This is a genomic window from Anaeromyxobacter sp. SG64 (assembly GCF_022690745.1).
Lineage (GTDB): Bacteria > Myxococcota > Myxococcia > Myxococcales > Anaeromyxobacteraceae > Anaeromyxobacter > Anaeromyxobacter soli.
This window is the reverse complement of sequence record NZ_JALCZB010000010.1, coordinates 76,371-93,430: the sequence shown is the minus strand read 5'-3', so window position 1 is coordinate 93,430 and position 17,060 is coordinate 76,371. Positions and strand designations below refer to the sequence as shown.

The 17,060-nt window shown below is 74.9% G+C and carries 12 protein-coding genes; 9 read left to right on the top strand and 3 right to left on the bottom strand.

Annotation, left to right across the window (positions count from 1 at the left end):
* On the bottom strand, positions 1-933 hold a 933-nt coding region (locus tag MNZ29_RS05250; protein ID WP_242353458.1), incomplete at its 3' end, for a zinc-ribbon domain-containing protein.
* 120 nt (positions 934-1,053) lie between these two features.
* On the opposite strand from MNZ29_RS05250, the gene MNZ29_RS05245 reads away from it, so the two are divergent.
* The 9 genes from MNZ29_RS05245 (at position 1,054) to MNZ29_RS05205 (ending at position 13,904) form a co-directional block, all read left to right on the top strand.
* Positions 1,054-1,908: a lysophospholipid acyltransferase family protein gene (locus tag MNZ29_RS05245; RefSeq protein ID WP_242337673.1), complete on the top strand. Its 855-nt coding sequence runs from the start codon at positions 1,054-1,056 to the stop codon at positions 1,906-1,908.
* 44 nt (positions 1,909-1,952) lie between these two features.
* Positions 1,953-2,873, top strand: coding sequence for an SDR family oxidoreductase (locus MNZ29_RS05240; RefSeq protein ID WP_242353470.1), 921 nt, complete (start codon positions 1,953-1,955; stop codon positions 2,871-2,873).
* Between the two features lie 29 nt (positions 2,874-2,902).
* Positions 2,903-3,466 (top strand): hypothetical protein, encoded by a 564-nt coding sequence (locus tag MNZ29_RS05235; protein WP_242337672.1) that lies wholly within the window; start codon positions 2,903-2,905, stop codon positions 3,464-3,466.
* Between the two features lie 85 nt (positions 3,467-3,551).
* Positions 3,552-4,436, top strand: a complete 885-nt coding sequence (locus tag MNZ29_RS05230; RefSeq protein WP_242337670.1) for an Hsp33 family molecular chaperone HslO — start codon at positions 3,552-3,554, stop codon at positions 4,434-4,436.
* Positions 4,433-5,197, top strand: coding sequence for a phosphoribosyltransferase (locus MNZ29_RS05225; protein ID WP_242337668.1), 765 nt, complete (start codon positions 4,433-4,435; stop codon positions 5,195-5,197). Before MNZ29_RS05230 ends, MNZ29_RS05225 begins: the two co-directional genes overlap by 4 nt.
* Before the next feature lie 108 nt (positions 5,198-5,305).
* The gene (gene selB / locus MNZ29_RS05220; protein ID WP_242337666.1) at positions 5,306-7,255 is read left to right on the top strand and encodes a selenocysteine-specific translation elongation factor; all 1,950 of its coding nucleotides are present in this window, start codon (positions 5,306-5,308) and stop codon (positions 7,253-7,255) included.
* Entirely contained in the window at positions 7,252-11,796 is a 4,545-nt protein-coding gene (locus MNZ29_RS05215) for a GAF domain-containing protein (RefSeq protein ID WP_242337664.1), read from the top strand. Before selB ends, MNZ29_RS05215 begins: the two co-directional genes overlap by 4 nt.
* The gene (locus MNZ29_RS05210; RefSeq protein WP_242353456.1) at positions 11,789-13,240 is read left to right on the top strand and encodes a sigma-54 dependent transcriptional regulator; all 1,452 of its coding nucleotides are present in this window, start codon (positions 11,789-11,791) and stop codon (positions 13,238-13,240) included. Before MNZ29_RS05215 ends, MNZ29_RS05210 begins: the two co-directional genes overlap by 8 nt.
* 337 nt (positions 13,241-13,577) lie before the next feature.
* The gene (locus MNZ29_RS05205) at positions 13,578-13,904 is read left to right on the top strand and encodes a hypothetical protein (RefSeq protein WP_242337660.1); all 327 of its coding nucleotides are present in this window, start codon (positions 13,578-13,580) and stop codon (positions 13,902-13,904) included.
* Between the two features lie 78 nt (positions 13,905-13,982).
* Here MNZ29_RS05205 and MNZ29_RS05200 read toward each other — a convergent pair whose 3' ends face one another.
* A complete protein-coding gene (locus MNZ29_RS05200) occupies positions 13,983-15,452 on the bottom strand; it encodes an NADH-quinone oxidoreductase subunit N (protein ID WP_242337658.1) in 1,470 nt (489 codons plus the stop codon).
* A gap of 1 nt (position 15,453) precedes the next feature.
* The gene (locus MNZ29_RS05195; protein ID WP_242337656.1) at positions 15,454-17,058 is read right to left on the bottom strand and encodes a NuoM family protein; all 1,605 of its coding nucleotides are present in this window, start codon (positions 17,056-17,058) and stop codon (positions 15,454-15,456) included.
* Positions 17,059-17,060: the final 2 nt, after the last annotated feature.

The following is a 17,060-nucleotide window of genomic DNA, read 5'->3' as shown; positions in this document are numbered from 1 at the left end:
CCCGAGCCTCGGCGACCCGCGGCGCCGCGCGCCCCCGGCGACCGCCTTCGAGAACGCCTCCACGTCGCCGAGCGGAGCCCACGCGTCCTCTCCGTCCTTGCATGCCTCCTCCTTGCCGGTGAGATCGCCGCGCGAGAGGAGCTCGAGGACGCGCCGCTCGTCGAACGGGCCCACGACCTTGCCGGAGCGGATGCGCACGCGGTAGCGGGCGCCGCCCGGAGCCGGCGCGGCGGCGCCCTCCCCGAAGAGCATCTCGAGGTTCTCGCCGCCCGCGGCGGGCGGATGGGCCGGGGGCGCCTCCGGCGCGGCAGGCGCCGGCGCGCCGAACGGATCGGCCGCGGCGGGCGAGGCCGCGCCGAAGGGCGAGGCCCCCGGCGCGGGGGCGAACGGATCGGTGTCGTCGAGCGAGGGAGGCGGCGGGGCGGCGGGCCGCCCGGCGCCGAGCTCGACCTCGCCGAACCCGAGCGCGCCGCCGTCGGGCGTCGCCTCCACCGCGTCCGCGGTGGCGTCGGGGACGTCGGCTCCGAACGGATCGGCGCCGGGCGTCGAAGGCGGCGCGAGTGGATCGTTTTGCCGCGGCGCGGCGGGGATCGGCGGCGGGAGCGGGACGCTGTCCGGTGCAGGCAGCGCCGGGGGCGGGAGCGGCACCCCTGCCGCCACGGAGCGCGGTGCCGGGAGCGGGACCCCGGCGCTCGGGGGGGGCGGGAGCGGGACGCCCGCGGAGGCGGGCGGCGCGAGCGGGACGGCGCCCTCGGTCTTCCCGGGGAGCGGCACCGGCTCGTCCCCCGCCCGCCGGCCCGCGCCGTCCGCGTCGGCGGGGCGGACCGGGAACGTCTCGCGGCACTTCGGGCACCGGACGTTCAGGCCGGACGCGGGGATACGCCGGTCGTCGATGTTGTAGGCGGCGTGGCAGTGGGGGCAGCCGACCCTCATGTCGCGTTCCTCCGGTGCAGGACGTCTCCGGCGGGCAGGCGAGAGAGCCCTCGGGGTCACGGAAGGTAGCACCCGGTCCGCGGCCCCTTCAAGGAAGCAGGCCCGTGATAAACGGAGGGAATGTCGGAGCTGTCGGACGCCGTGCGCGCGCGGCTCAAGGCGTGGACGTACGAGCTCGGCGGCCCCGGCACCCGCGCCCGGCTCGACAAGATCACCGCGCCCGCCAACGAGTTCGGGGTCGATCCCTACGGCTTCGACCTCGACTTCGCCGTCGCAGCGGTCGCCCCGCTCACCTGGCTCTACCGCAAGTACTTCCGGGTGGAGCTCCACGGCGTCGACAACGTCCCGGCGGAGGGGCGCGTCCTCCTCGTGTCGAACCACTCGGGCCAGCTCCCGTTCGACGCGGCGATGATCGAGGTCGCGCTCCTCGTCGAGAAGGACCCGCCGCGCGTCGTGCGCGCGCTCGTCGAGCGGTGGGTGCCGACCCTCCCGTTCGTCTCGACCTTCATGGCGCGCTGCGGGCAGATCGTCGGCACGCCCGAGAACTGCCGGAGGCTCCTCGCCGCGGACGAGGCGATCCTCGTCTTCCCCGAGGGGGTGCGCGGCCTCAACAAGCCGTTCAGGGAGCGCTACCAGCTCCGCCGCTTCGGCCCGGGGTTCATGCGGCTCGCGCTCGAGTCGGGCGCCCCCATCGTGCCGGTCGGCGTGGTCGGCGCGGAGGAGCAGGCGCCGGCGCTGCTCGACCTGAAGCCGCTCGCGCGCCTCCTCTCCTTCCCCGCCTTTCCCATCACCCCCACCCTCCTCCCCTTCCCCCTCCCCGCGCGCTACCACCTCCACTTCGGCGAGCCGCTCCGCTTCACGGGCTCGCCGGACGAGGACGACGCCGAGCTCGAGCGCAAGGTGGCGGAGGTGCAGGCGGCGGTGGCCGCGCTGCTCGAGCGCGGCCTCGCCGAGCGCAAGCACGTGTTCTGGTAGGAGCCCCCGTGGCGCCCCGCACCGAGCCCATCACCTTCCCCGGCATGCCGCGCACGGTCCTCGTGACCGGGATCTCCGGAAACCTCGGCCGCGCGCTGGCGAAGCTCCTGCACACCGAGACGCGCGTCGTGGGCCTCGACCGGCGCCCGTTCGCGGGGAAGCCCAAGGACCTCGCCCACCACCAGCTCGACATCCGCAAGGCGCGGGTCGAGGAGGTGTTCCGGCGCCACCGGCCCGAGGCGCTCATCCACCTCGGGATCATGCACGACCCCCGCGAGCTGCGGAGCGAGACCCACTCGTTCAACGTCCTCGGCACGCACAAGATCCTGGATCTTTGCGCCCGCCACGGCGTGAAGAAGGCCGTGGTGCTCTCCTCGGCGAACGTCTACGGGCCGCGCCCCGACAACTCGAACTTCCTCCCCGAGGAGACGCCGCTCATGGCGGGGGAGCGCTTCAGCGAGATGCGCGATCTCGTCGAGCTCGACATGTACGCGCAGTCGTTCATGTGGAAGCACCCCGAGCTCGAGACCGTCCTCCTGCGCCCGGTGAACATCGTCGGGCCGACGGTGCGCAACGCGCCGTCGAACTACCTCCGCCTCGCGCGGCCCGTCACGGTCCTCGGCTTCGATCCGATGGTGCAGATCATCCACGAGCAGGACGTGTGCCGCGCGCTCGCGCTCGCGCTCCGGCCCGGCCTGCGCGGCGTCTTCAACGTGACCGGGCCCGGACAGCTCCCGCTCTCCGCGATCCTGCACCAGCTCGGCCGTCACCCCATCCCGGTGCCGCACCTCGTGGTCCGGTCGCTGCTCCGGCGCGCGTTCGAGGCGCGGCTCACGAGCTTCCCGCCGGAGGAGGTGGATCACATCCAGTACCTCTGCGTCGTGGACGGCTCCCGCTTCGTGCGGGAGGTCGGCTGGAGCCCCTCGGCGTCCCTCAGGGATACCATCCGCAGCGTCGTGGCGTAGGCGGATCGCGCTCTGCTATGGGTCACGGCATGCGCACCCTCTCGTCGACCCTGCTGCTCGCCGGCGCGCTCTTCGCGTCGCGTGCCCTCGCGCAGGAGCCCGCCTTCCAGCCCCAGGGCGAGGTCCGCTTCTACTCGACCGGCGGCATGGGCAGCGGGGCCTCGTTCGACGACACCCGCATCGTCGGACCGGACGTGAACCTGACGCGCCGGGAGGACGGCAGCTGGGCGGGCGACATCGCCGGACAGGACGTGAACCTCGTGGGCGGCGAGTCGCGGCTCTCCGGTCCCCAGGTGAACCTCACCTTCAAGCAGAAGAGCGGCAAGACGGACGTCGAGGGGCTGTTCTACGGGCAGCGCGTGCGGATCTCCATCGACCCGAAGAAGCTCAAGGGACGGTACGGGAGCTGCTCGTTCGATCTCTCGCGCGGGCGCGGACCGCCGGTCTACCGCGGCGACGTGGGCTGCCTGCACGAGGGCCAGCGGCTGCCCTCCGCCGGAAAGGCGGGCGTCGAGCTCATCGGCGAGGCGGCGGGCGAGAAGCCGCCTGCCGTCCAGCTCGGCCTCGCGCTCGTCGCGACCCTGCCGCGCTGACGGGCCGCGACGGGCGCGCGCCGGCGGGCTTCCTCGCGGTGCGCGCGGGTGGCGCCGCGCCACGCATCCGGACAGAATGACCCGGATGTCCGATCGTCTCTGCCGCGGCCTCTTCCCCGAGCACGGCCTACGCGCGGTGTTCGTCCGCGTGGGCGACACCGCCCGGATGGCCCGCATGCTCCACGGCCTCTACCCGACGAGCGCCCACCTGTTCGCGCAGGCGCTCACCGGCGGGGCCCTGCTCGGCGCGCTGCAGAAGGAGAAGGGGCGCGTGAACCTGCAGCTCGAGTGCGACGGTCCGCTCTCGGGCCTGTTCGTGGACGCCGATCACGACGGGAACGTGCGCGGCTACGTCCGGCGACCCGCCGTGAACTTCCCGGGCGATCCGGCGCGCGGCGCGCGCGCGGCGCTCGGGGGCTCGGGCTTCCTCTCGGTCCTGCGGCAGCTCGGCGACGGCCAGCACTACCGCAGCGCCGTCGAGCTGGTCACCTTCGACCTGCCGGAGGACCTGCGCCGCTGGTTCGCGGCGAGCGAGCAGGTTGAGACCGCCCTCGACGTCGCCGTCGTACCGCGCGAGGGCGAGCCGCTCGGCGAGGTCGCCGGGGTGCTCCTGCAGCGCCTGCCGGACGGCGACGACGCGGCGATCGAGGCGGCGCGCGCCCGACTCCTCGGAGGCGCGCTCCCGGCGGCCCTCTCCCGCGGCGCCCCAGCCCAGGACATCCTCAGGGAGGTGGGCGGCCAGGGTTTCGAGCTGCTCGCCGACGGCGAGGTGGCGTACCGGTGCGGCTGCAGCGACGCCCGGGCGCGCTCGGCGGTCTCCGCGCTCGGTCGCGAGGGCGTCCTCGAGGTGCTCGCCACCGAGAAGCAGGCCGTGATCACCTGCGAGTTCTGCCGCTCGCGGTACGTCGTGGACGAGGCGGCGCTCCGTGACATCGCGCGCCGGCTGGGGGAGCGCGAGGCGAGCGGGTGAGCACGGCTGTGGTAGATTCTGCTCCCCTGCCGGGCCGGACGAACGGCCCCCTCTCCCGGAGGACCGCCATCCCGACCTCGAAGAAGAGGAAGACCGCCGCCCCCGCGAAGCGCCGCTCCGCGAAGCCCGCCCGCGCCGCCGGAAAGCCCCGCCGCGGCGCGGTGGCGCGCAAGGCGAAGCGCAGCGCCCCGATCGTCGACCACCCGCTCGGCATGGGGGTCGCCGACGGCTTCGCCATGGACCGCCTCGCCGCGCCGGCGCGCATGAAGCGCGCGCCCAAGAAGGCGGTGCGCGAGATCGGCTGGGCCGCCTTCGGCGAGGTCGCGCGGAGCCTCGCGCAGCGGATCGCCGCGCGGTACGAGCCGGACGTGGTCGTCGGCGTCGCCAAGGGCGGCGTGTTCGTGGGCGGAGCGCTCGCCGCCGCGCTGGGCGTGGACTTCTACCCGGTGCGCATCGAGAAGCGCCGGCGCGACGCCGCGCCGCTGCCGGAGCCCGTGGTCGAGCTGCCCGATCTCTCGCGCAAGAAGGTCCTCGTCGTGGACGACGTCGCGGCGAGCGGCGCCACGCTCGCGAAGGCGCGCGCGGTGACCCGCAAGGCGGGCGCGCGCGAGGTGCGCACCGCCGTGCTCGTCGTCCGGCCCGACGGGGCGCGGCCCGACTTCTCCTTCCTCGAGACGGACGAGCTCGTCCTGTTCGGCTGGGACTACCAGCTCGACGGCGGCGAGGCGGGCGGCGTCGATCCGGGCGAGGTCGGGGTTTGACGGCGCCCCCCGCGCGCACGGAGCCTGCCGCGACGCACGCTGCCTGCCTGCGCCGGGCGCCATGAGGCGGAGGTTCGGGGGGGCCTGCGGGCCGTCCCGGGGGAGCACATGAAGCGCGTCGTCGTCGGCACCGCCGGACACATCGATCACGGCAAGAGCTCGCTCGTGCGCGCACTCACCGGGATCGATCCGGACCGGCTGCGCGAGGAGAAGCGGCGCGGCATCACCATCGAGCTCGGGTTCGCGCACCTCGCGCTGCCCGACGGCACCGTGGCCGGCGTCGTGGACGTCCCCGGCCACGAGCGGTTCGTCCGGGCGATGGCGGCCGGCGCGGGCGGGATCGACCTCGTCGTGCTGGTCGTCGCCGCGGACGAGGGCGTCATGCCCCAGACCCGCGAGCACCTCGACATCTGCCGCCTCCTGGGCGTGCCGCGCGGGCTCGTGGCGGTGACGAAGTCGGATCTCCTGCCCGGGCTGGGCGCCGACTGGTTGCCGCTCCTCGAGCAGGACATCCGCGAGGCGACGAAGGGGACGTTCCTGGAGGGCGCCGCGGTGCTGCCGGTGTCCTCCGCCACGGGCGAGGGGCTGGACGAGCTCCGCGCCGAGATCGCCCGGCTCGCGGGCGAGGTGACGGAGCGGCCGGCGGACGGGCCGGTGTTCCTGCCCATCGACCGCGCCTTCTCCATGAAGGGGTTCGGGACGGTGGTCACCGGGACGCTGCTCTCGGGGCAGATCGCCGAGGGTGACGAGGCGGCGCTCCTGCCGTCGCCGCCGGGGGCGCCGCCCCTCCGCGTCCGGAGCGTGCAGGTGCACGGCAAGGCCGCCCCGCGCGCGCTCGCCGGCCAGCGCACGGCGGTGAACCTCCCCGGCATCGAGCCCACCGCGGTCGCGCGGGGCCAGGCGCTCGTGCACGCCGGCGTCGTGCCGCCGTCCTCGATCCTCGACGCCGAGGTGACGCTCCTCGCCGCCGCGCCGCGCCCGCTCAAGCACCGCGCGAAGCTCCTCCTCCACGTGGGCACCGCGCAGGTGCCGGCCGCCGTCGCGCTCCTCGATCGCGCCGAGCTCCGCCCCGGCGAGACCGCCTTCGCGCAGCTCCGCCTCGGGGCGCCGGTCGCGGCGCTCCCGGGCCAGCGCTTCATCCTGCGCGGCTTCGCGGTGCTCGAGGGGCGCGGCAAGACCGTCGGCGGCGGGCGCGTCCTCGCCGTGGCCGCCCCGCGGCGCCGCCGCGGGCGTCCCGAGGCGACGCGGCAGCTCGAGGTGCTCGCCCGCGGCGACCCCGACGCGCGCGTCGCGGCCGTGCTCGAGCTGGCCGGGCCGGCGGGGCTCGACCTGCCCGGCCTCGTGGGGCGGACCGCGCTCGCGCCCAGGGCGGCGCAGGGCGCGCTCGACCGCCTCGGCGCGAAGGGCGGCGCCGTGCTGTTCGATCGCGAGCGCCGCGCCTACGTGGGGGGCCCGGTCGCCCAGGAGCTCGCGCGGCGCCTCCTCGCCGCGGTCGACGCGTTCCACGCCGCGCACCCGCTCGCGGCGGGCATCGGCCGCGAGGAGCTGCGGGGGAGCCTGCCCCCCATCACCGATCCCCGCCTGTTCCAGCGGCTCCTCGCCCAGCTCGCGGAGAGGGGCGAGCTCGTCGTCCAGGGCGACCAGGTGCGCCGGAAGGGCCACGCCGCCGCCTCCGGCGCCGACGCGGGGGCGCTGAAGGAGAAGGTCGCGCAGGCGCTCGCCCAGGGTGGGCTCACGCCGGCCTGGCTCGCGGAGCTGCCGCTGCTCGTGGGAGGCGCGCCGGCCGACGTGCAGGCGGTGCTGAAGCTCCTCCTCGCCGAGGGGCGCGTCGTCCGCGCGAGCGCGGAGCTCTGGTTCGACGCGGGCGCGGTCGGGGCGCTCCGGGAGCGGCTCGTCGCCTTCCTGCGCGAGCGGCGCGAGATCTCGACCCAGGAGTTCAAGGACCTCGTCGGCGCCACCCGCAAGCACGTCATCCCGCTCGCCGAGTACTTCGATCGCGAGAAGGTCACCCTGCGCGTCGGCGAGAAGCGCGTGCTGCGCGGGGAGGGGCGCGCATGAGCGAGGCGCCGCTCGAGGCCGTCGGCACGGTCGTCATCCGCGGGGGGCGGATCCTGTACGCGAGCCCGCTCGTGGCGGCGCTCGTGGAGAGCACGAGCGCCGCGCTCGTCGGCGCGAAGGCGTTCGAGCTCCTCGCCCCGGAGGACCGGTCGCGCACGGCGGACCGGTACGCGCGGCTGCTCCGCGGCGAGCCGACGCCGGCCGAGTACGAGGTCGCCCTCGCGCTGCCCGGCGGCGGGCGCCGGGCGGTGGAGCTCAGGATGGACGTCGACGGCCGGGACGTGCTGGTGCGCGTCCGGGACGTCTCCGCGCGCGCCGACCGCCGCCCCCGCCTCGAGGCGCTCGCGGCGCTCGGCGCGGCCATCCAGCGCGAGCGGAACGAGGCGGGGGTGTTCGAGCGCGTCCGCGACGGGCTGCGCGCCATCGGGCTCACCTCGCTCCTCATGCGCCCCGAGTCGGACGGCGTCCGCCTGGAGTGGGCCGCGCCGGCGCCCGCGATCGAGGCCGAGTTCGTGGAGAAGGCGGGGCCCCTCGTCGGCCGCGTTGGCGCGTGGGGATCGTTCTCCCGCGCCGTGTGGGCGGACGGGGTGGCGTTCTCCGACGACTGGGGGTCGGAGGTCGCGGCGTTCGTGGGTGACCCGCGGGCCGAGGTCGCCCACGCGAGCGCGGTCGCGCTCCGCCTCACCCGCGCCATCGCGGTCCGCCTCGACGAGCGGACCGCCATCCGGAACTACCTCGTCATCGTCGGCGACTGGCTCGACCGCGGCGACGTCGCGGCGGTGCGGCTCTTCGGGGCGCAGGTGGCCGCCGCGCTCGACGCGGCGCGCATCATCGCCGACCTCTCGCGCCGCAACGCCGAGCTCGCGGCGCTGAACCGGCTGGGCGCCATCGCCGGCGACGCGGCGGATCTGCCGAGCTTCTTCGCGCGCTCCGCCGAGCTGGTGCGGGCCGCCACGGGCTGCGACGCGCTCGGCGTCTACGTGCTCGAGGACCGCGAGGGCGAGCTCGCCTGCCGCTTCCACGACGGGGTCGAGAACGCGCCGGCGGACACCGCCCGCCTCCCGCTCACCTCGCCGCTCGGGGACGTCGTGCGCGACCGCACCGCGCGGGTGGTGGAGGCCCGCGCCGACGATCCGGGCGGCGCGCTGGTGGCGCGCCTCGGCTTCGCGGCCAGCGCCTGGGTTCCGCTCGTGGCGCGCTCGCGCGTGGTCGGCGTCATGACCGCCGGGTACCGCTCCGGCCCGGAGCGGGCGCACTCGCGGCTCGACGTGCTCGCCGCGGCGGCCGCCCACTTCGCCGGCGCGATCGAGTCCCACGGCCTGCTCGGTGACCTGCGCCGGCGCGTCGGCGAGCTCACCCTCCTCAACGACCTCGCGCTCGCCTCGGCGCAGCTCGACCCGGTGCTGCTGCTCGACGCCGCGCTCCGCCGCGTGTGCGGCACGCTCGACGCGGGCGGGGCCGCGTTCCTGCGCGACGGCGACCGGCTCCTGCTCGTCTCCGGCGTGGGCCTCGCGCCCGAGGCGGCGCGCGCGGTCGCCCAGCTCCAGGTCGGCGAGGGCGCCCCCGGCCTCGCGGTGGCGCGCCTCGGCCCCGTGGACGGGCGCGACCCGGCCAGCGGCGGCGACGCCTGGGAGGCGTTCCGCGCCGCGCGCGGCGACGGGCCGCTCGTGGCCGTGCCGCTGCTCGCGAAGGCCCACGCGCTCGGGGCGCTCCTCGTGACCCGACCCGTCAACGGGCGCGAGCTCGAGCCGGGCGACGTCGGCCTCCTCTCCGCCATCGGCGTGCAGCTGGGCGTCGCCGTCGAGAACGCGCGCCTCTTCGCGGACGTGCGGCGCCGCCTCTCCGACCTCGAGGCCGTCCACGCGCTCGCGCTGCGGATCTTCGGGAACGCGCCGGGGGACGTGCGGGCGCTGCTCGAGGACGGCTGCCGCGAGGTCGCCCGCGCCCTCTCCGCCCGCGGCGCGGCGGTGCTGCTCGTGGACGACGGAGGGCGCGCCCTGCGGGGCGTGGCCGCGTTCGGGGCGCCGCTGGATCCGGCGAAGATGCGGATCTCGCTCGAGGAGGACGGGATCGCCGCGGAGGCGTTCCGGCGCCGCGCGCCGGCGTGGAGCGCCGACGTGAAGGGCGATCCGCGCACGAGCATCCACGCCGCGCCCGGCATGCCGTCCCTCGCGATGCTCGCCGTCCCGCTGACCTCCCGTGAAGCGACCCGCGGGGTGCTCTTCATCGCCGACGACGCCGGCCGCAGCTTCGGCGATCCGGAGCTCGCGCTCGCGAACGCGCTCGCCGGCGAGCTCGCCGTCGGGCTCGAGAACGCCGAGCTCTACGCCGAGGCGCGCGCGCGCGTCGAGGAGCTCTCGCTCCTCAACGAGATGGGCAGGACCGTGGCGGCCTCGCTCGATCTCGACCAGGTGCTGCGGGACGGCGTGGAGGCGGGCCGCCGCCTGCTCGACGCGAGCCGCGGTGCGGTGGTGCTCTACGATCCGGTCGCGAGCGAGCTGCACCTCGCGGCGGGGACGGGGCTCGAGGAGGAGGATCCCGCCCTCTTGCCCCAGGCGCTGCGCGACGGGGGCGTCTCCTTCCGCGTGATCCGCGAGCGGCGGGCCATCGTGGTGGACGACGCCCGAAACCACCTCGAGGTGAACGCCGAGCTCCGGGACCGGCTCTCGCCGCGCGCCATGCTCTTCGCGCCGCTGCTCCTGCGCGGCGAGCCGCTCGGCGTGCTCGTCATCGAGGAGTCCCGCCGCCCCCGGCGCTTCACGGAGGCGGACGTCCAGCGGGTCACCGCGGTGGCGAACCAGCTCGCGGTGGCGATCGAGAACGCCCGCCTGTACCAGGCCGCGCGCGACCGCCTCGCCGAGCTCTCCGCGGTCATCGACGTCGCCCGGGTGGTCTCGTCCTCGCTCGAGCTCGAGGAGGTGCTCGGCGCCGGCGCGGAGCAGCTCATGCGCACCCTCGAGGTCCCGGCGTGCACGATCCTCCTCGGCGACGTGCGCGGGCAGGCGCTGCGACGCGCGGCGTTCCGGGGCGCGCCGGTCGGCGCGGACCGCCTCTCGCTCGAGGAGCCCTCCATGGCGCGGGCCGCCCTCGAGGCGCACGCGCCGCTCGCCGGGCGCGCCGACACGGGCGCGGCGGTGCTCGCCGTCCCGCTGCACGTCCGCGACCAGCCGGTCGGCGTCGCGCTCGTCGAGGGCGCGGACGCGGAGCGCACCTTCACCCCCGGCGAGCTCTCCCGCGCCATGGCCATCGCGAGCCAGCTCGCCGTCGCCGTGGACAACGCGCGGCTCTACTCCGAGACCCGCCGCCGCGCCGAGGAGCTCGCGCTGCTCCACGACGTCGGCCGCTCCCTCGCCACCCTCGACATCGAGCAGGTGCTCGGCGAGGGCGTGAAGAACCTCGCGCGCATCGTCGACTGCACCGCCGCGTTCCTCGCGCTCGGGCCCGGCGACGGGGGCAGCCCCGAGATCCGGGCCGTGGCGGGGCCGCTGCGGGGCCTGCTCGGGCGCCGGCTCCCGCCGGGCTCGACGCCCATCGAGAGCCCCGTCCTCGAGCGGGGCGAGGCCGTCGCGATCGAGGACGTGGAGCAGGATCCTCGCGTCTCCCCCGAGGCCCGGGCGCTGACCGGGGCCCGCGCCCTGCTCGTGCTCCCGCTCCTCGTCCGCGAGCGCACCATCGGCGCGGCCGTCATCATCGAGACCCGCGCGCCGCGCCGCTTCACGTCCGCGGAGATCCAGCGCGCCGCCGCCATCTCGAACCAGCTCGCCGTCGCCGCGGAGAACGCCCGCCTCTACGAGGACCTCCGCAAGAGCTACGCGGAGCTCGCCCGGGCGCAGCGGCAGCTCATCCAGCAGGAGCGGCTCGCCGCGCTCGGCGAGCTCTCCGCGGTCGTCGCCCACGAGGTGCGCAACCCCCTCGGCGTGATCTTCAACTCGCTCGGCTCGCTGCGCCGGCTCATCCGCCCCGCCGGCGACGCGAAGCTGCTCCTCGACATCGTGGGCGAGGAGGCGGACCGCCTGAACCGGATCGTCGGCGACCTGCTCGACTTCGCGCGCCCCTCCGAGCCGCAGCTCCGCCCCGAGCGGCTCGAGCGCGTCGTCGACGAGGCGATCCAGACCGCGCTCGCCCAGAACCCGCAGGGCGTGGAGGTCCACCGGGAGGTGGACCCCGACCTGCCGGCCGTCCCGATGGACGCGCGCCTCGTGCGCCAGGCGGTCATCAACATCGCCGTGAACGCGCTCCAGGCGATGCCCCGCGGCGGCCGGCTCACCGTCCGGCTGCGGCGCGAGGACGGCGCCGCCGCCCTCGACCTCGAGGACACCGGCCCCGGCATCCCCGAGGAGGTCCGGCACCGGATCTTCGAGCCCTTCTTCACGACCAAGGCGAGCGGGACCGGGCTCGGGCTCGCGGTGGTGAAGCGGATCGTCGACGGCCACGGCGGCGAGCTCACCGTGCAGAGCCGCCCGGGCGGCACCGGCACGGCGTTCCGCCTCCGGCTGCCCTTGCGCCCGTCCCCCACCGAGAAGGAAGCCGCCCATGGTTGAGCTCCCCCCCGGCGTCGCCGGCTCCGAGGACGGCGGGGACCTCGCGCGCCGCGCGGCCGCGAGCGTTCCCCCCCGGGGCAAGGTCCTCGTCGTCGACGACCAGAAGAACATGCGCGCCACGACCGCCATCGTGCTGCGCCAGGCCGGACACGTGGTGGAGGAGGCGGAGGACGGCGCGGCGGCGGTGCAGCGCCTCCAGCAGGAGACCTTCGACGTCGTCCTCACCGACCTGCGGATGCCGAGCGTCGACGGGATGGAGGTCCTGCGCGCGGCGCAGCGGCTCGCGCCCGAGACCCAGGTCATCGTGATGACCGCCTACGGCACGATCGAGTCGGCGGTCGACGCGATCCGGGAGGGCGCCTACGACTTCCTCGCGAAGCCGTTCAAGGAGGACGAGCTCCTCCTGCGCGTCTCGAAGGCGCTCGAGAAGCGCCGCCTGCTCGGCGAGGTGAGCCTCTTCGCGGGGGAGTTCCGCAAGCGCTACGGCCTCGAGCACGTCATCGGCCGCTCCGCCGCCATGCGCGAGGTGCTCGACCGCGTGGTGCGCGTGGCGCCCACCGACGCCACGGTCCTCGTCACCGGCGAGTCGGGCACCGGCAAGGAGCTCGTCGCCCGCGCGATCCATGTCGCGAGCCGCCGCGGCGACAAGCCGTTCGTGCCGGTGAACTGCGCCGCCATCACCGAGACGCTCCTCGAGTCGGAGCTCTTCGGCCATGCGAAGGGCGCCTTCACCGGGGCGATCCGCGCCCGGCGCGGCCTGTTCGAGGAGGCGAACGGCGGGACGCTCTTCATCGACGAGGTCGGCGAGACCGCGCCGGGCTTCCAGGCGAAGCTCCTGCGCGCCCTGCAGGAGGGCGAGATCCGCCGGGTGGGCGAGTCCGCGCCGGTCCAGGTCGACGTGCGCATCATCGCGGCGACGAACCAGGATCTGCGCCGCGCCATCTCCGAGCGCCGGTTCCGCGAGGACCTCTACTACCGGCTGGCGGTGGTGCCGGTCCGGATCCCCCCGCTGCGGGAGCGGCGCGAGGACATCCCCCTCCTCGCCGCCCACTTCGTGCAGCGCTACAACCGCCGCACCGCCGAGGGGAAGATCCTCATCCCCGAAGCGCTCGCCCGGCTCGTCGAGCACGAGTGGCCCGGCAACGTGCGAGAGCTCGAGAACGCGATCGAGCAGGCCGCGGCGCTCTCTCCCAGCCGGGAGATCCGCGCGGGCGACGTACACATCGAGGCCGTGCGCGACGTCGGTCCGGGGCGCGACGAGGACCGCCGCACGCTCGCCGAGGCGGTGGAGGACGCGGAGCGGCGCACCATCGAGGCGGCGCTCGCGCGCTGCGAGGGCGATCTCGGCCGCGTGGCGCGCGAGCTCGGGGTCTCGCCGACGACGCTGTGGCGGAGGATGAAGCGGCTCGCCATCGATGCCCGCGGCGCCGTTCCCCCGGCCTAGCCCGCGGCGACGGCGAGCCGGCGACGCGCGGCCAGGCGCCGCCGAGCGAGTGCGGGACACGCGTTTTTCAGCTCTGAAACGGCCGCCTTTCACGTGTGCAACGCGGAGGCCCGCTGGGTCACTGCGGGGGTCCCCTCGCCGGTGGAACGTTCGACCGCCATCCTCCTGGATTTCCTCGGTTGTCCGGCAAGAAGGACGCGCAAGGCCCCGGATGGCACCGATGTTGCTCTTAGCGAACCAAGAGAAGTGCAAAGCAGCCTGTTGAAGGAGGTCCCCCCCCGCCACTTCAGCTGCGCTTTGCACTTCTTTTCTTTTTTCTCCGCGGATCGCCGCCCGCATGGCCTCGTTCCTCATCGTCGACGGTGACCGAAACTTCCGCGAGGCACTCGCGATCGCGCTCAGGTTGGACGGCCACGCGGCCGTCGCCGCGGACACCGCGGACGACGCCCTGGCGCGAATCGCGACGCGGCGACCCGACTGCTGCGTGGTGGACGCGCACCTCGTCGGCTCGGACACCGTGCTCGAGGCCGCGGCCGCGGCCGGCGTGCGCACGGTCGTGACGGGCCCCCACGAGGATCTCCTCGCCCACGTCGTGCGCCGTCACCCGCGCGCGCAGCCGCTCCCGAAGCCGTTCGCCGCCGACGCGCTCGCGCGGCCCGCCTGAAGGTTCTGACGAGGCTGCGCGCCCGCCGGCACCGCGTTGATCGCGGCGCGGCGGGCGCGTGAGGAACGGCCGGAGAGCCTAGAGCAGGATCGCGCCGGCGGCCTGGGCGAGGCGGATCACCGGGTCGGCGACGAGCCCGAGCACCACCACCACCGCGACCGCCGCGGCCAGGGCGACCGAGGTCGCGGCGGACGAGAGCGGCTCCGCCTCGCCGGCCGCGGGCCGCATGTACATGTAGACCACGACGCGGAGGTAGTAGTAGATGCCCATCGCGCTCGTCAGCACGCCGAGGATGGCGAGGCCGTAGAGCTGCGCGCCGATGGCCGCCTGGAAGATGTAGAGCTTCCCGATGAAGCCCGCGGTGGGCGGGATCCCCGCGAGCGACAGCAGGAACACGGCCATCGCGAACGCGAGCCCCGGGCGGCGCCGCGCCAGCCCCGCGAAGCGCTCGAGGTCCCACGCGTCGGCGGGCTCGTCGTCGAGGCGGGAGCGCCGCTCGAGCGCGCCCACCACGGTGAAGGCGCCGATCGCCGTCGCCGCGTACACGGCGAGGTAGAAGAGCAGCCCCGCGAGCGCCTTCTCGCGCACGCCCGCGACCGAGGCGGACAGCACGCCGACGAGGAGGTACCCGGCGTGCGCCACGGAGGAGTACGCGAGCATCCGCTTCACGGAGCGCTGGGGCACCGCGAGCAGGTTCCCGAAGATCATCGTCAGCACGGCGAGGCCGCTGATGACGCCCGAGAACGCCGTCGCCTGCGCGGCGGTCCCCGCCTCCGCGGAGAGGAAGATGCGGGCGAGGAGCGCGAACGCGGCGGCCTTCACCCCGGCCGCCATGAACGCGGTCACCGGCGTGGGGGCGCCCTCGTAGACGTCGGGCGTCCAGGCGTGGAACGGCACCGCCGCGATCTTGAAGGCGATGCCGGCCGCGACGAGGCTCAGCCCGGCGAGGGAGAGCGGCGAGCCGCGGCCCTTCGCGAGCTCGCCGAACAGGGTGGAGCCGGACGCGCCGTAGAGCAGCGCCGAGCCGTAGAGGAAGAGCGCCGAGGAGATGGCCCCGAGCACGAGGTACTTGAACGCCGCCTCGGAGGGGCGCTTGCCGCGGCGGAGGTAGGCGGCGAGCGAGTACGTCGCGAGGCTCATCACCTCGATGGCGATGAACGCGACGAGGAGGTCGGTCGCCATGCCGAGCAGGGCCATGCCGGCCGTGCCGAACAGCGCGAGCCCGTAGAACTCCCCGCGCTCCGCGTTCCGGGCGCGCAGCCAGCCCGCGCCGACGAGCGCGGAGAGCGCGAGCCCGGCGCACACGACCACCGTCACGAAGGCCGAGAAGTCGTCGACCACCGCCTGGCGGTTGAACACGTAGCCGGAGTAGGGCCGGGCGATCGCCGCGGCCCCCGCGGCGACGGCGAACACGACCGTGATGGCGGCCTGGTACCCGCGCCGCCCCGAGACGAGGAACACCTCGCTGAGGAGCACCGCGAGCGCCCCGACCGTGAGGATCGCGATCGGGAGGAGCGCCACGAAGTCGTTCGTCGGGAAGCCGTTCATGTCAGTGAGCCCCGCCGGTGGGGAGGACGATGGGGAGCGTCGGGGCGGGAAGCTGGGCGCCCGCGCGGACCGCCACGGACGGCGTGACCGTGCCGACCTGCGGGCCGATGCCGAGCCGCGCCTCCGCCTGCTGGAACCGCCCGATGAGCCGGTCGACGGCCGGCTTCGCCGGCGCGAGGAACGGGCCGGGGAGGATCCCCATCACCACGATGAGCACGAGCATCGGGACGAGGACGAAGCCCTCGCGGACGCTGAGATCGGGGAGGGCGCGGTTCGCCGGGTTCCGCATGGCCCCGAAGAACACCCGCTCGACCAGGATGAGCATGTAGACCGCGCCGAGGATGACGCCGAGCGCGCCGAGGGTCGCGAACACCGGCGCCGAGCCGAGCCGCGAGAGCCAGGTGCCGGAGAGGATGAGGAACTCGCCGACGAAGCCGTTCGTGCCCGGCAGCCCGACCGACGACAGCATCACGATGACGAACGCCGTCGCGATCCAGGGGACCTGCTTCGCGATCCCGCCGTACTCCGCGATGAGCCGCGTGTGGCGCCGCTCGTAGAGCATGCCGACGAGGAGGAACAGCGCGCCCGTCGACACGCCGTGGTTCAGCATCTGGTAGACGGAGCCGGTGAGCCCCTCGGCCGAGAGCGCCACGAGGCCGAGCATCACGAAGCCGAGGTGCGAGACCGAGGAGTAGGCGACGAGCCGCTTCATGTCGGTCTGCACGAGCGACATGAGCGCGCCGTAGAGGATGCCGATCACCGCGAGCACGGCGATGACGTTCCGGTACTGCAGCGCCGCCTCCGGGAAGAGCGGCAGCGCGTACCGGAAGAAGCCGAAGGTGCCCATCTTGAGGAGCACGCCGGCGAGGATGACTGAGCCGGCGGTCGGGGCCTCGGTGTGCGCGTCGGGCAGCCAGGTGTGGAGCGGGAACATCGGCACCTTCACCGCGAACGCGACGGCGAACGCGAGGAAGAGCCAGCGGGCGTGGTCGGGCGTCACCTGCAGCGCCTGCCGCGCCTGGACGTAGTCGAAGGTCCCGCCGTCGTGGAAGTAGATGTAGATGATGGCGAGCAGCATGAGGACGCTCGCCGTGAACGTGTAGATGAAGAACTTCACCGTCGCGTACAGGCGGTTCTGCGAGCCCCAGATGCCGATGAGCAGGTACATCGGCACGAGGATGAGCTCCCAGAACACGTAGAAGAGCACGAGGTCGAGCGCGGCGAAGGTCCCGATCATCGCCGTCTCGAGCACGAGCAGCGCGATCATGAACTCCTTCACGCGCTCCTCGACCGCCCGCCACGCGGACAGGATCACGATGGGCGTGAGCGCCGTCGTGAGCATCACGAGCAGGAGCGCGACGCCGTCGAGGCCGACGTGGTAGCCGATGCCGAGCGACTGGATCCACGGCAGGCGCTGCTCGAACTGGAACTCGGGCGCGCTCGCGGAGGCGTCGAAGCCGAACCAGAGCCCGAGCGACAGCACGAAGGTGAGGAGCGAGAAGCCGAGCGTGAGCGCGCGGTGCTGCCCGGGCTCGTCGCGCGGGACGAGCACGAGCGCGAGCGCGCCGGCGAGCGGGAGGAAGGTGACGAGGGTGAGGAGGTTCACGG